General features: G+C 61.4%; 13 protein-coding genes. 8 read left to right on the plus strand and 5 right to left on the minus strand.

Annotated elements, in window-relative coordinates:
* Positions 1-67: 67 nt before the first annotated feature.
* Positions 68-1045 (minus strand): ABC transporter substrate-binding protein, encoded by a 978-nt coding sequence (locus BMI87_RS18830; RefSeq protein ID WP_078523083.1) that lies wholly within the window; start codon positions 1043-1045, stop codon positions 68-70.
* A gap of 206 nt (positions 1046-1251) precedes the next feature.
* Between BMI87_RS18830 and pedF the strand changes: the two genes are divergently transcribed.
* A complete protein-coding gene (gene pedF, locus BMI87_RS18835) occupies positions 1252-1935 on the plus strand; it encodes a cytochrome c-550 PedF (RefSeq protein WP_078523084.1) in 684 nt (227 codons plus the stop codon).
* Positions 1935-2843, plus strand: a complete 909-nt coding sequence (locus tag BMI87_RS18840) for an ABC transporter substrate-binding protein (RefSeq protein ID WP_146681684.1) — start codon at positions 1935-1937, stop codon at positions 2841-2843. Before pedF ends, BMI87_RS18840 begins: the two co-directional genes overlap by 1 nt.
* Before the next feature lie 32 nt (positions 2844-2875).
* Here the strand turns inward: BMI87_RS18840 and BMI87_RS18845 are convergent, their stop codons facing one another.
* Entirely contained in the window at positions 2876-3739 is an 864-nt protein-coding gene (locus tag BMI87_RS18845) for an FAD:protein FMN transferase (protein WP_078523085.1), read from the minus strand.
* Positions 3736-5814: a 4Fe-4S binding protein gene (locus BMI87_RS18850; RefSeq protein WP_078523086.1), complete on the minus strand. Its 2079-nt coding sequence runs from the start codon at positions 5812-5814 to the stop codon at positions 3736-3738. Before BMI87_RS18850 ends, BMI87_RS18845 begins: the two co-directional genes overlap by 4 nt.
* A 334-nt stretch (positions 5815-6148) precedes the next feature.
* Between BMI87_RS18850 and BMI87_RS18855 the strand changes: the two genes are divergently transcribed.
* From BMI87_RS18855 to BMI87_RS18875, 5 genes are all read left to right on the plus strand, one after another.
* A complete protein-coding gene (locus tag BMI87_RS18855) occupies positions 6149-6577 on the plus strand; it encodes a PACE efflux transporter (RefSeq protein WP_078523087.1) in 429 nt (142 codons plus the stop codon).
* Between the two features lie 2 nt (positions 6578-6579).
* Positions 6580-7227 (plus strand): 5-formyltetrahydrofolate cyclo-ligase, encoded by a 648-nt coding sequence (locus BMI87_RS18860; protein ID WP_078523088.1) that lies wholly within the window; start codon positions 6580-6582, stop codon positions 7225-7227.
* A 139-nt stretch (positions 7228-7366) separates the two neighbouring features.
* Complete coding sequence (locus BMI87_RS18865) at positions 7367-8617, plus strand: SLC13 family permease (RefSeq protein WP_078523116.1); 1251 nt, start codon at positions 7367-7369, stop codon at positions 8615-8617.
* Between the two features lie 583 nt (positions 8618-9200).
* Positions 9201-9410: a hypothetical protein gene (locus tag BMI87_RS18870; protein ID WP_078523089.1), complete on the plus strand. Its 210-nt coding sequence runs from the start codon at positions 9201-9203 to the stop codon at positions 9408-9410.
* Between the two features lie 545 nt (positions 9411-9955).
* Complete coding sequence (locus tag BMI87_RS18875) at positions 9956-10219, plus strand: hypothetical protein (RefSeq protein ID WP_078523090.1); 264 nt, start codon at positions 9956-9958, stop codon at positions 10217-10219.
* A 37-nt stretch (positions 10220-10256) separates the two neighbouring features.
* Here the strand turns inward: BMI87_RS18875 and BMI87_RS18880 are convergent, their stop codons facing one another.
* The gene (locus BMI87_RS18880; protein WP_078523091.1) at positions 10257-10646 is read right to left on the minus strand and encodes an antitoxin Xre-like helix-turn-helix domain-containing protein; all 390 of its coding nucleotides are present in this window, start codon (positions 10644-10646) and stop codon (positions 10257-10259) included.
* 557 nt (positions 10647-11203) lie between these two features.
* Here BMI87_RS18880 and BMI87_RS18885 point away from each other — a divergent pair.
* Entirely contained in the window at positions 11204-12712 is a 1509-nt protein-coding gene (locus BMI87_RS18885; RefSeq protein ID WP_078523092.1) for a Fic family protein, read from the plus strand.
* Between the two features lie 12 nt (positions 12713-12724).
* Here BMI87_RS18885 and BMI87_RS18890 read toward each other — a convergent pair whose 3' ends face one another.
* A complete protein-coding gene (locus BMI87_RS18890) occupies positions 12725-13972 on the minus strand; it encodes a hypothetical protein (protein WP_078523093.1) in 1248 nt (415 codons plus the stop codon).
* Positions 13973-14612 lie beyond the last annotated feature (640 nt).

Genomic DNA, 14612 nt, shown 5'->3' on the forward strand with positions numbered 1-14612 from the left:
GAGCGAAGCTGCGCCCGGTCTCCACGCCAGATCTCTTCCCTTGCGTGATCAAAATTGCGCCCATCGCTCAGTTCGTCAGGAATGTGCCCTCGGGCAGCGATGTCGCGCCGCCCACCAGCTTCTCACCGCCCAGTTTCGCCATGAGACGCAGCATCTTGTCGGCAGCCGCCTCATCGACCGGGCCGGGTGCCGGGACGCCAGCGAGCCATCCCGCCTTGAGCGCCGCGAATTGGGCGTTGCTTTTGGCATTCATGATCGGGCGAAGCCGCGCAAAGGCCTCGTCGTCGGTGGCGAGTTTTCCTTTGGCCGCACGCGAGGCGGCGACCAAACCCGAGGCTAGCTCCGGTTTCGACTCCACCAAGTCCCCCGACAGAACATAGCCGAGCAGCGGTGTCTCAGGAGAGAGACCAAGCGCGCTCGCGGCATCGCCGACGCTCACCAATTCGCGCATCCCTGCGGCTTCCATCTTCGCACCGAAATGCCAGAAATTGATCGCGCCATCGACTTCGCCCGAGAGCGCCGCCTTCATGATAAGGGGCGGCGCGCCGAAAACCTGCTCGGTCTTGCCCGCCAGATCAAAGCCATCGGCCTGCTCGGCATAGGCCCGCAGTATGAGCCAACTCTTGTCGACCGGCCCGCCTGCGATGCCGATTTTCTTTCCGTCGAGATCGGCCAGCGTTTTTGCCGGACTGTCCTGAGCGACCAAAAGCCCGCCCACCGCTTTCGAATAAGGAATGAAGCGGTAATCTTCGCCCGTTGCGCGCATCCGCGCGACCCAGAACCAGTCGGTCACGATGGCATCGACCGCCCCGCCCTGCAGCATGATATCGGAGCCCGACTTCCCTGCGACGGGGACCACCTCGAGAGTGAAGCCGTTCTCTCGGTCCAGACCGTAGTGCTTGATTGTGTCCAGCTCCCAATTCACGGTTCCGCCTTCGAGCGCGGCCACCTTCAGCACTGGCAGGTCCGCCGCCCATGCGCTTGCACTCATTGCGAGAGCTGCAATCGCCGCGCCCGCTGCGCGGCTCCATCCGTCAAAAGCCATCTGTTCCTCCCATCTGCGCCCCCCGCCGCTCCTCCGGCGATCACGCATTTGCGACCACAGTATCAGGTCGCGACGGCGCGCCTATTCGACCAAAGGACAATGCCCCTCCCCGCCAGCGGGACCGCGATTGATACCAAGGTCGAATGGTGGCCCGACGCAGCCTCGCGTTATCCAGAAGACAAGCGAGATCTTTTTGGGAGGTTTAGATGCTCTACACCCGTAAGGGCCTGATGGCCGCGCTTCTGGCGCTGGCACTTGCGCCGGTTACCGCCTTTTCGCATGGCGACGTGACCCCACAGCCCGTCAACACCGATGCCCTGCCCGACGTTGGCGAGGAATGGCTCAGCGAGAACCCCTATCGCGCCGCGGCGGCCGGTGATGAGGTGTGGGCCAAGGCCGTCCAGATCGGCGACAGCGGCTTCAATCAGAACTGTGCGCGCTGCCACGGGCTGGGTGCGGTTTCGGGCGGTCTGGCGCCGGACCTGCGCTATCTCGAAGCCGAGGAATATGGCGACGAATGGTTTGTTGAACGCTTCCGCCATGGGATGACCCAGAACGGGACCACCAAGATGCCCGCCTTCGGGGAAATCCTCGGTCAGAAAGCAGCCTGGGCAATCCGCACCTATATCGAGACGCGACCTGACGATGGTGCATTGGAGCCCTACTCGGATGAGCTTCACAAGATCCGCGATCAGCTTGCCGCAGGAGAGGCCGACGTCCCCACCGTGATTGCGACGCTCGAGGATATCTCCGGCAAGGTCGATACCGCTTCCGGAGCACCTGTCGCCGACAGCGCTGCGTCCCGCGCAGCACATGAGCTGGAGAAGGATCCGAGCAAGCAGAAGGAAGCGGCGGATATGCTTTCGATCGGCATATCGGCTGCGGAATGATGAGCGTCATCGCACAGGCCCGCGCGGGGCTTGGCGTGCTGGCATTTCTGGGCGGGATGGTCGGAGCCATTCCCGCCTTTGCCGCATGCGAAGGCGTGGCCCCAGAACAGAAATTGCAGAATACCTCGCCACAGGATATCGGGCGCGATCTCGATAGGATTGCCACGGACGGCTATATCGAATTCGCTGTCTATGACGACTATGCGCCCTGGTCCTTCGAGAACGCCGGAAAAGCCGAAGGGATCGATATCGAGATCGGCAAGATTATCGCGGGAGCTCTGGGCGTCGAGCCGCGCTTCCGGCTCGTCTCCGCAGGTGAAACGCTTGACGCCGATTTGCGCAATTATGTCTACAAGGGCGCCGTCGTAAATGGCCGCGTCTCCGACGTGATGCTGCATGTTCCTTATGATGTGGATTACGCCTGTCGCTTCGATCAGGTCGTTTTCACCGGCATTTACGGCGAGGAACATATCGCCATCGCCTATGACGCCGCGAGCTATCCCGATAAGGGGCCGTCCCCGGCGGTCTTCCGTTATGATCCTATCGGTGTCGAGAATGACTCGATTTCCGATTTCTACATGACCGACGTAACCCGTGGACCTTCGGCGGACAAGGTGCATCGCTACCGCAATACCGCGCTCGCGATGAAGGCACTGGCCGATCACGAGGTGATGGCGGTGATGGGCCCGCGTGCCGAGCTGGAAGCCGCGCTTGCGCCCGGCATCGACATCCACGAACCGCCGCTCGGATTGCCGCGCTCGAAATGGGCGATCGGCGTGGCGCTCTCGATGCAGCATCGTCGTCTTGGCTATGCGGTCGATGACGCGATCGCAGCTGCGCTGGAAGACGGGCGGATCGCCAAGGCCTTTGCCGATTACGGCGTGGGATTCACCCCACCGACGCGGTGATCTGCGCGTTCGGGCCGCTTTCGATCTCGCGATCAGAGCGGCCCGTAATTCCCATCGAAATCCACCAGATGGACGGCATCGAGGCCAAGACGGGCCGCGCTACGTGCGATCTCGTCGCGCTCCATGAGCACGAATGCAGTCGAGGCCGCATCTGCGAGCGCCGCGCTCTTTGCCTCGACCGTAACCGTTGACCAGCGCGGGAGCTGCCCTTGGGGCCCCAGGATATGCGAGCCACCCGGCAAAGCGAGCGCTCCCGGCGACGAGGTCGCCATCGCCCGCCCGTCGCGCAGCTGCAGGCGCGCAAGCAATCCAGCGCTTGGATCCAACACCCCAAGATCGAACGGACCGCCGATCGCCGCGAACTCGCCCATGTCGACCAGCACGTCGGAATAGCCCCGCGCAACCAAGAGGTCCCGGACACGGTCAGCCGCATATCCCTGCACGATCCCGTTCAGCGTCAGGGCTTGCCCCGGTCCGAGTCGAATGTCCGCCGCAACTCTTACGGTCTCAAAGCCGATTTTCGTACGCAGCGAAGCGCCGCTATTGCCATTTGCCAAGGCATCCCAAAGCGGCTGCACCGTAGGATCGAACGCGCCCAACGTCGCCAGATGCACCCGTCGCGAGAGCGCGAGAACCTCCGACATCGCAGCAGACGGTCGGCAGCGGCCTGTCGCGTTGAGGCGCGTCAATTCGCTTTCGCGATACAAGGAGAACGTGTTCTCGATCTCTTGAATTTCGTCCCGGATCGCGCGCATGTCCTGCCGGTTCCTGACCCCGCCCCTGAGATCGAGCGCGATCTCGGCACCAAATGCCTGTCCAGTCCAGGTCGCTGCCTGCGCGCGGGCTCCGGCACATAGCGCCGCCGCCGAAATTTGCAGGAAACGGCGCCGTTTCATTCTGCTGCCTCCCTCAGGCCGGGGCCGCGTTTTCCCTTTTTCGCGGCTAGCACGAGAGGCACGCAAAGCTTTGGATCGTCATGAATTTTCACGCAATCGAGGCATTGGAAACACTCTGAATACCGTATCTGGCCGGTCTTCGCGATTGCCCCGTAATTGCATCGCACCTTGCACAGCTGACACGGCGAGCCGCAGTCGGCCCGACGCGGGATCCAGCTTCGCAGTCGTAAGAGGCCGCCGAGCCGCATCGCGGCCCCCAAGGGGCAGACGGAGCGGCAAAACCCCTTGAACCAGACCATCGAGACCGCGATCCACCCCGCCGCCCAGAGCACATAGGGCCAGGGTCTGGCGAAATGGGTGGTGATAGCAGTCTTGAAAGGTTCGACCTCGACGGCTTTCTCGATGTGATCGGGCGTGACAAGTGCAATGCCGGTCAGCACAGCCAACGCCACCGGCCCGGTCCAAAGGAGCGCTTGGGCAAGTGACCGTGGCGGCTCCCATTTCGGCAAGTTCAGGAAGCGTCCGATGTGATGCGCGAATTCCTGAATTGCCCCGTAAGGGCAAAGCCAGCCGCAGAAAAATCCGCGCCCCCACAGGAGGAAACCGAGGATCGCCGCCGCCCAGATCAGAAGCGAGAACGGGTCATAGAGGAGCACCTCGAGCGAGCCGTTCCCGGTGAGCGCCCGGATCACCGCGATGGGCGTCACGATAGAGAGTTGCCCCTGCCCCCAATAACCGACGAAGCCGATCGTGATCGCGAGAATCGCAAGCCGCACCGGGGTAAAAAGCCTGAGCGCCGCAAGCCGCGATTGCAGCAGCAGCGCCCCAAACAGCAGCACGAGGAACCCGCTGAGAACCCACAAATCCGTTGCCCGATTGCGAAGCGCCTCACGCCATGGCGGCAAGGCCTCCGGCACTTGCGGGAAAACGAAGAACCGCTCGGGTGTCTTCATCGTGAGACTGAATTTCGCCTCTCCCGCTTCGGGCTGAAACATCCCATGCAGACGAACCGCCTGCGCGGTCAGCTCCCAATCGCGGGAGGGATCGAAACCGAGACGGCGATCCAGCCGGACCACCATCTTCGTCGCGTCCTCAAGCGTCGCCGGGGCATCTTTGGCCAGTTGCGCCAGAATGTCCGCATCGCGCAGCGCCAGCGGCAATCCATCTTGCTGCGCAGATATCCGATCCGGTGCCGTGTTCCGGACGAAGTCTTCGCTCACCAGCCCCTGTCGGCCGGCCTCGATGAGCAGATAGAGCTCGTCATCCGGCGCACGAGACAGGAAGCGTCGCGTTTCGGCATAGGTCTCGGGAGAAAGCGCAGCTTTTGCAATCGAGCCCGGGCCGAGGTCGATAGCATAGAGATCGAGATAAAGTCCGTTCGGGTCGCTATCGACCGTCGCATCATCGGCGGCCCATTTCGTATTGTCGAACGCCGCGTCTTCCTCTGCGTTCGTGACGCGGAGCCGCCCCACCAGTCCCGCCTCGATAAGGCCTTGCCAGTCAAGCTGCTCGCGATGGTCTGGATCAGGCTTCGGCGGCGGACCGGATTGGATTCCCTTCATCTTCTCACGCGCCACCGCGAGCGTCGCCGCCAAGATTGATTCATGCGCGATCCGCACGCTCGCGGTCGCCTTGGTCACACCATCGAGATAAACGAGATCTGAGCCCGACCCGGCACCGCCATAAGGCGTGCCGACGACGATCGGCTCGTTGATGGAGTGGCCGCGATACTGTTCGAGAAATTCCCGAAATGGCGCTTCTCCCAGCCCAGACACGAAAACCGGTTCGTGTTGACTGATCAGTTTCACGTCTATGAAGCGCCCTTCCAGATCGAGCATGACCAGCATGTTGATCGGTTTGCCGGAAAAACCCGGCAACGGCGCCAATTCGCCGGTCTCAAAGACATAACCCGCCTCGCCGCCCCCGGAATTGCGGAGCTGCCAGACGCCCTTTTCATTGATTTCATCGCCCACCGCATAAGGCGCAACGACGATATCGGCCACCTGCTCGCGCGACAGGCTCGCCGCGAAAGCGGGCAACGCCAGAAAGAACCATAGGATGAGCGCGCGCAACATGCGGCGAGTCTAACGATCAGATGGCGCGGCGATATTCGACCTTCGTAGCGAGACGATGAGGTTCCGGTTGCGCTCGGCGCGGCAAGCTTTGCACGCTTGGCATGGAATGCTGTCGCCCGTCGGCTTCGAGCGACAGCGGGAACTGAGACACGAAGGCGTCGAAGAAAGGCGGGGCTATTCACGAGACACCGACCCGAGGTCCCTGGACAGCGCAACGTGCGCCCATGCTTGAAAAGCGGACGCACGGGACCCACCATAGGCGACCCCGGGGATATCCTCGCCCGACCAGAAGGCCGGCACGCTTAACCTCCAGCCCTACACTTGAAGACCTTCCATGCGCAGCACCCCAGACCGTATCCGCCAAGCCGTGAGCTTCGAACTCATTGGTCTCCTCATCGTAACGCCGCTTTTCGCTTGGGCTTTCGATCATCCGATGGAGGAAATGGGCGTGCTGGCCGTGCTTGGCGCAACAGCGGCCACTGCCTGGAACTATCTTTTCAACCTGGCATTCGATTATCTCCTGCTCTGGCGTCGTGGCGATGTCCGTAAGACTATGCCAATTCGGATCTCTCACGCGGTGCTTTTCGAGGTGACTCTGCTCACCCTGCTTCTGCCGATTTTCGCATGGTGGCTCGACGCCTCCCTGCTGACCATTCTCGTGATGGAACTGTCCTTTGCAGGCTTTTACCTCGTCTACGCCTTCGTTTTCACTTGGGGATACGATACGATCTTTCCGCCTCGGAAACGTGAGCGGATGGCATAAACATGGACGACGATGCTACCGGAGGAGCCCCCGCTTGCTTTGCTCATCTTCTGGTCGACGGGCACCTGGTCGATCCCGAGACAGCACGCGATGTGGCGCGGTTTAGACGAGCGGAGCGCGCTCGGCTTGTGGCCGCGCGGGCCTTGTCGGCAGAAGATCGGGAGCGTGCGACCGACCGGCTGATTGACGGTCTCGACCTGATAGTTCCTCTCGATGCCCGCATCACCGCGGCTGTCTATTGGCCGATCAGGGGCGAGCCGGATCTGCGGGGCTGGATGGGCAAGGCACATGAGGCCGGGGCCGAAATTCTGTTGCCCGTCTTCATCGAGCGAGATGCGCCGCTCGAATTCCGCAGGTGGTCCCCGGAGTGCGAGATGGTGCGCGGGGTCTGGAACATCCCCGTCCCTGCCGAGGGCAAACCTCGCAGGCCCGACATCGTGATCGTCCCCCTTGTCGGCGCCGACACGACCCTCCACCGTCTCGGCAATGGAGGTGGCCATTACGACCGGACGCTGGCGCGATTTGAGAAAAAGCTGCGGATCATTGGCGTCGGGTTTTCGAACTGCGTAATGCCGACCATCTACCCGATGCCCTGGGATGTGCCGATGGACGAAATCCTTCTGTCGGATGGGACTCATTTGACCAGATAGCGCAGGAGTTGCGTTCGGCCTTGGCGCCTCTCAGCCCACCCGCACTACGAGCAGGTATCGACAGCTTCCGCCAGATCAGTCAGTCATTGCATTGACGCCCCCGGGGCGATCGGAAGGGCTGCATGCGTTGGGCGAACTGATGATGGTTGAGGTTATCGGTCTTTGTATCGCGGCGCTCGCGACGGCGGGCGTGATCCTGCGCCCCTTCGGCTTGGCCGACTGGATCTTTGCCGTGAGTGGCGCTGCTGCCGTGGTGGGTCTGGGGGCGCTGCCGCTCTCCGACTCCCTGCATGCCATCGGCGAAGGCCGAGAGGTCTATTTCTTTCTGGTCGGAATGATGCTTATGGCCGAAGTCGCTGGCCGCGAAGGCCTGTTCGACCATCTTGCCGCCCGCGCGGTGCAGGCAGCCGCGGGGTCCGCGCGGCGCCTCTTTCTCATTCTATATCTGGTCGGCGCGGGCGTGACGATTTTCCTGTCGAACGACACCACGGTCGTGGTGCTGACGCCAGCCGTGCTCGCGGTGGCGCGGCACGCGCGCGTGCCGCCGCTCCCTTATCTCTTCACCTGCGCCATCGTCGCAAACGCGGCGAGTTTCGTCCTGCCGATCTCGAACCCCGCCAATCTCGTGCTCTACCATGGTGTCATGCCGCCGCTGGGCGACTGGCTCGGGCGGCTCGCCCTGCCCGCGCTCGCCGCGATCGTGGTCAGCTATCTGTCACTTCGCTGGGCGATGCGCCATGATCTGGGCACCGAGCCCATCACGCCCGAAGTGCCCGCGCTTTCGCGAGGCGGTTGGGTCGCGGCGGGAGGGCTGAGCCTTTCGGCGGTGGCGCTGGTCACCGTCTCATCTCTGGGCGGCAGGCTGGGACTTGCGACGCTCGGCGCCGGTGCCGCAGTGGCGCTGGCGGTGGCGCTGACCACCCGGCGGTCTCCCTTGCCCCTCTTGCGGCACCTGACATGGGGCGTGCTGCCGCTCGTCGCCGGGCTTTTCGTGCTGGTCGCCATGCTCGACCGCGTCGGGTTCCTGTCGACCCTCGGTCAATGGCTTGGGCAGATCTCCGCAAGCTCTCCGCGGGCGGCCGCAGGCGTGAGTGGACTTGCGGTCGGCATCGCAAGCAATCTCGCCAACAACCTTCCTGTCGGACTGGCCGCCGCCGCGGCCGCGACAGCAGGAGACCTCGGAAATCTCATGCGCGACTCCCTGATGATCGGCGTGGATCTTGGGCCGAACCTCTCGGTGACAGGATCGCTCGCAACGCTCCTGTGGCTCGCGACGCTTCGCCGGTCCGGCCTCGATGTCTCTGCAACCCATTTCCTGAAAGTTGGATGCAAGGTCATGCCGCCTGCGCTGATCCTCGCGCTTCTTATCCGGCTGTGCCTGCCGGAATAGGACGCGGCTTGCAGGTATTTCTTCGCGCTCGTCGCATAGCGGTTCGGGGGCGTTGTGCGGTCTTCCCGCTCGGTTGCGAAAACGACGGCAACATTCTCCTTATCCGCAAGCCTGTCCATACAATCTAGGACCTCTTCTTCGGACACTAATCGGGTGAAGTCATAAGCGGGAAATTTGACTTAGCCTCGAGCTCGCCATGGAAGCGCGTGAATTCTTCGGACTACGCAGTTTCGTCGCTTTTGCCGCGGCGGCACTTGTTCTGGTCATCCGCGAGGGCGCGCGTTTCAAAGCGTTCCGCCGCCAGTTTGGGCAATCCCATCGATGGAGAAGCGCATTGGCTCCATTAGCGTTCCGCTACGAGCGCCGACTACTTCGATGTGGGACCCACTTACAGTGCCTCGGCGGAAGCGGCTTCCGCAATTCAAGGGCAAGGCGAAGAACAGCAAGCCAGCGTCGCGGCGCCACGCGTGTGGGAGGACGAAGCTGTCGATGGCGGAGCTGGGATACCGGTGAAGCCAAAGGCCAGAAAATTTGACTTTTCCGGACTTTCCTTGTGAAGTTGAAGCCCTCAATGGAGGTCGCTATGGGCTCACATGAGATCGTCGGTATGATCGGCTTCGTCGCTTTTGGCGCCGCGGCGATCATTCCTGTCTTGATTGAACGCGCTCGCGACTACAAGCGTCTCGCGGCTGATTTTGGTGGCCTCACCGAGGAAGAAGTGCAATGGCTCAAGAGCCAACCGATCTCCGACGATGCCTACTTCGAAGACGGTGATGACGACGCCGGTGAGTAAAGGTTCGCGCGGCAAGGTCAGAGATGGGCGAGCATCTGACACCTCAGTTGCCCGAAGTCGCGAACCGTCGCAATAGCCGCTTTCAGTCGGCTACGGTGCTCGATAAACGACACATGACACCCGAAATGCATATTATCGAGCAGGCAAAACACCGCGCGTGCCGGTGCTCGATAAAATGCATAGAGGTGCGCGGCTCGCGCCGTGGCATACCTTTTATCGAGCACCCCCACCCCACCGTAAGCCATTGATATGATTTGAAAGTGGGGTTTATGAAATACAGCAAAACGAGCACCCTCTGTTTGAAGGCGCGCATTTGGAAGGATGATCCGACGTGCCTTGGCACATCGATTCCCAGCTTCCAGAATTCTCTCTTTCAAACGGCAGCACTCTGTAGCTGATCCAGGCAAGCAAAGCGCCCTAGTGAGAGACGCCGATCGCGAGAAGGGGAAGCGGCGAGCGCGCCGGTGATAAGCTGGTGGAGGTCTTTCTGGCTGATCATGATACATCGGGCGTGTTGCCCTAGGATGATGAGAGCAAGAAGGGCCATGTCTCAGATCGCGTCCTTTGTTCTTGGAACCGTTAACACCCCCTATGGTGCGAACCTGTCCGCTCATCAACTCGCCCAGAGCATCTCGGATAACGATGCCGCAAAACGCAACATCGGACTCGTCTTCGCCTTCTTTTCGGAAGTCCCACCGGAGCTTCAGAACTCCTTCGTGAGCGAGATGGAGATTTCTCCTCAGAAGGTTCACGAGGTCGCCAGGCACTTTCAGAGCTCCTGCCCGTTTCCCTTGGCACTTGCTCAGTAAACGCTCGGAATGAACATAGCGTCGCCAAGGGCGGTTCTCACGCGCCTTCCAGCAGGGCGTCGAGATAGGTCCGGATCGCGAGAATCTGCGGCAGCCCACCCTCGATAGCTGTCTCGACCGGACGGCGCCCACCAAACAAGGGACCCGTATTCGGGCGCGTGAACCAGCTTCTCGCGAGCGGCTCGGAAAAATAGAGCTCGAGCGCTTGGTAGATGCCCACCACCGCGCTCAGGTGCAGGAGCTGATCCTGCGTCAGTTCACCCGCGAAGTCAGACTTCCTGGCACGCGTCCGCTCGCTCTCGGACATATCCGCGAGGCCGGCAGCCTCTTTCTCGCTGAGACCCCAAGCCTTGACGATGCGCGCATAGGCTTTGAGCGCAACGGCGGCGATCTGGGCTGGATCTTGGAGTTTGCCGTTCATCTGCATTTCGGGCTCGCGTAATCACTAGAAGGAGCATAGGCCACCGCATGAATGTCCCAAAGCACCTATTTGAGACCCTCTCCCGGGAAAGGCGACGCGGGTTTGCATGGTTCCCTTTGGCGGGCCGAGGGTATCTTGAGGAAAGCGCGGTGATGACTAACGAGCACCCCCGATTTGGTTGGGACACCTATCGCCGGATACACCTCTCCGACCGGCAAGTGCAGACCTCTCACGAAGTAATCGCTCATAAGTTTTCGATCGGAAATCTATCGTTCACCTGCTCGTGCCAACGTTGCACCCATTGCGATCTTTCCGCGCCACCGCCGATCACGGACACAATCAAGCGCGTGCTTGGAGAGAACGCCCCAAGATTTCGCCCGGGAGACTGGACCTGAGCCGCCTGCCCGCGCTTGGCCGCGACAGAAGTGACGAAATTCGAAAAAAATCGCCTAAAGTGAAGAAAATCGACACGAGGTGACGGTTATCTACGCGGATGATCTTGCAGCTTAGGTGAAAAAAATCTAAACAAAATCCATCAAGGTGATTATTTTCGTGGCGCGGTGATGAATTTCTACGGACGCAAGCTCCCCGGCCCGGGCCGGATTGTAGGATATGGCTGGCTGATCAGTGAGCTCGGTCTACGCACGCCCATGCCGCGCCGCTTGGCTCTTGTCTCCGATCACCACGAACGCCGGTCCGAGCCGGAATGGGAGATATTTCGATCGGAGCAATGGCCGGGTGAGGCCGTCTTCGATCACCTGACCTTTGCCATAAAGAACGAAGGCATCGAACTTCGGATCATGCATGAGGTCACAAGGGTTGCAGACCCTTCCGAGATTTCCCGAGCCTTGAAGGGAGCGACCGGCCTCGTCGCGCGTCGGCTTTGGTTCTTTTGGGAATGGCTGACAGGCGAGATGCTGGATCTGCCTGACCTTGGGAAGGTGAAGTATCAACCCGCGCTCGATCCAGACATCTATTTCGCGATCGATCCAGGGAATCGATCGGCCCGTCACAAGATTATCGATAACCTGCCCGGCACCCCGGCCTTTTGTCCTCTCGTGCAGAGATCCCCGAGGCTCGAGCAACTGATCGCGCTTCAACTTCCAGCTCTGGCAAGGGGGATCACAGGAAAGGCGCCGCAACATATCGTGTCGCGCGCCGCAGCTTTCCTGTTGCTTGACGATTCCAAGGCTTCCTTTGCGATCGAGCAGGAGAAACCAGGCCCCCAGCGAGCAGCCCGCTGGGCACGTGCGATCGGCGAGGCGGGAAGCCATCCGCTATCGCAGGGCGAGCTTGAGCGCCTGCAACAGATTGTCTTGCGAGATGCACGCTTCGTGAAGATGGGGGTTCGCAAGGAAGGTGGCTTCATTGGTAGCCACAGCCGCGACGGAAGGGTCCCGGAGCCGGTGCATATCAGCGCCCGGCATGAAGATCTGGCTGACCTCCTGGAGGGAATCGCGCTCTATGAAACGCGGGCTCTCGAGGGCGGTGTCGATCCGATGGTGGTCGCGGCCGCGGTGTCGTTCGGTTTTGTCTACATCCACCCCTTCGAGGATGGGAACGGCCGTCTCCATCGGTATCTGCTGCACCATGTTTTGGCCCGTGGCGGGTTCAATCCGACGGGCCTGGTCTTCCCTATAAGCGTCGTGGTCCACCGGCGTATCGAGGAATACAGCGATGTTCTAAAGTCCGTCTCGGAGCCTATGATGGAGTTCATCGAGTGGAAGCCCACAGCCCGGGGGAATGTGGAAGTCCTGTCTGACACAGCGGCGCTTTACCGCTTCTTCGACAGCACCATGCATGCCGAGTTCGTCGCCGATTGTGTCAGGGAAACGGTCGAGCAGGACCTACCCAGGGAAATTGACTACATTGAGCGCTATGATCGGTTCAAATCCAGTGTCGACGCGTTGCTGGACATGCCCGCCCCAATGGTGGATTTACTGCGAGGTTTTCTGGAACAAGGCAACGGCACGCTATCCAGACGTGCCTTGCGCAAGGAGTTCTCGGCGCTGACGGAAGAGGAAGCCACCCTGATCGAGGAGGCCTACGCGGCAGCCTGGCCTCCCGGTTGAGTTCCGCCAGGTCTACCCCATCCCCGGCCCATCAATCTCGTCCGCCCGCAACGGTTGTACCGCCCCAACTCCGACCTCCCCGCTCAGCACCAGAAGATCCAAAACTCCCTGGATCATCCGGTCTTCGTCGCTCTCGCCAAGCGCCTTGAGGCAGTGCGGCAAATCCTCCATCACGACAGCGCCATTCGAAATTTCAGCACGGCCTTCGGTGAGCGCGGTTATGACCTCACGCAGGGCGGCTTGCTTTTGCGCAAACTCGAGAGTTCTTCGGTCGAACTCCGCAGACTGCACTCGCATCTGCTCCGCGATCGCCTTGCGCGCGGCATGTTGTTTCGTCGTTAGCCGCGCTTTTCGCGGCCCGTCGCGCAGCAACCCGCAAGGCGCTCCGACCGCCGTGTAATAGTCGTCCTGGAACTGCCGCATGGCCGCACGGTAAGCGGCCATTTCGGGAACCTCACCTCGTAGTTTTCGAGCCGCTTTAAGATGGGCGAGGTTCTCTTCTTTCCACGCAGCGAGCGCCGCAGCATTTTCAGCGCGCACCTTGCGTGAGGCCGAGCGCCACGCCGCGAGACGCGCGGCATTATGCACCTTGTTGCGCGCGATGGTCGCGGGTCGCTTGCCAAGAGCCCGCTTGGGCGGTCTCGGCGGAAGAGGCTTGGGGAGGGGCCGCGGGAGAGAGCAAATGGCCGAGGGGGTCTCGCAGCAGGCGCGCACCTCCGCGGCTGCGCGCTTGCCCGCATGCAGCTTGTTCGCATCGAGCTTCGGATCGTCGACATTGATCGCAAGGATGTGGAGGTGGACATGGGTCTCATCAAGATGCAGCACGGCCGCCCACTCCACGCCCTGCGGCATCCGGCTTTTAAAATGCGCAAGCACTCGCTGCACCCAGGTCTTGATCTCAGGTGCATGCCGTCCCCCATCATGGGTCAGGGTCTCCACCGAAAGGTGGTGCGAGTGTATCTCCGTGTAAAGCGTCGCCGCATCCCGGCGCAGCCGACGCTGATAGCTCGTGCCTTTCGCAGTTTTCACGGTCTCACGGATCGACTCCACCTGCTCGGTCCAGAGCGCTTCGAGCTCTTCGAGCGTGGTCGTCCCGCCAAGCTTGGTGGGAGCCTTTGGCTCGGCGACATGGCCCGAATAGCGTGGCACCCGCATCGCCTCGCCAAAGACCTGCGCGGCCGTGTTTACATGGTCGGGCGCCCCCTTCACCTTGCGTGGAGCCGCCGAATAACATTCGATATGGACAAACTGATAGCTCATGGATCACCTCTTCTCTTCCTTGGCTCTCGCTCGAGGATAAGTTGGTGACCTGAAAAAACGGGCAGGAGACCGGTGCGAAAAACGGCGCCGGGAAAACTAGCTATATGACAGACTATAGGTAGCTTTCCTGAACGGTTGGATTGCGGGCCGGCGCGGCAGCGTCGGCTTATGCTCAAAAAAAGGCGGCACGCGGGGGGCACCATACTTCGCCCCCCCCCCCGGGAAGGACCTCGCCCGACCAAAAACCGAAGGCCTCCCAAACGCAGCAACATCCTCAAGAGCGTGTAGCTTAAGCGACCACTTCAGGCTGTTCATCGTTCTGCCTGAAACGAAAGCCGGCGAAACTCACGCAAGGTCCGCGGGCAGCACGCCCTCGGAGATGTTCTGGTAGCAGACCGGACGCAGGAAGCGCCGGATCGAAAGGGTGCGACCGAGGTCGCGCCGAAGTTCGTGGACGCAGGATATGCGAGGGCGCGAGCATGCTTACGTAACCGGTGAAGACCATCTCCCGCGCGGGGGCGGCGACCCCAAGAAGGGCGGGGTAGAGGCGGAACGCGTTCGCCCCCCCCCGGTATCCCGCCGATCTCGAAGAATCCGACCCGAGACAAGGAGGAGAGGACCTTTCCGGTGTTAACGTCGA

It is taken from the genome of Thioclava sp. F28-4 (assembly GCF_002020045.1).
Classification (GTDB): Bacteria; Pseudomonadota; Alphaproteobacteria; order Rhodobacterales; family Rhodobacteraceae; genus Thioclava; species Thioclava sediminum.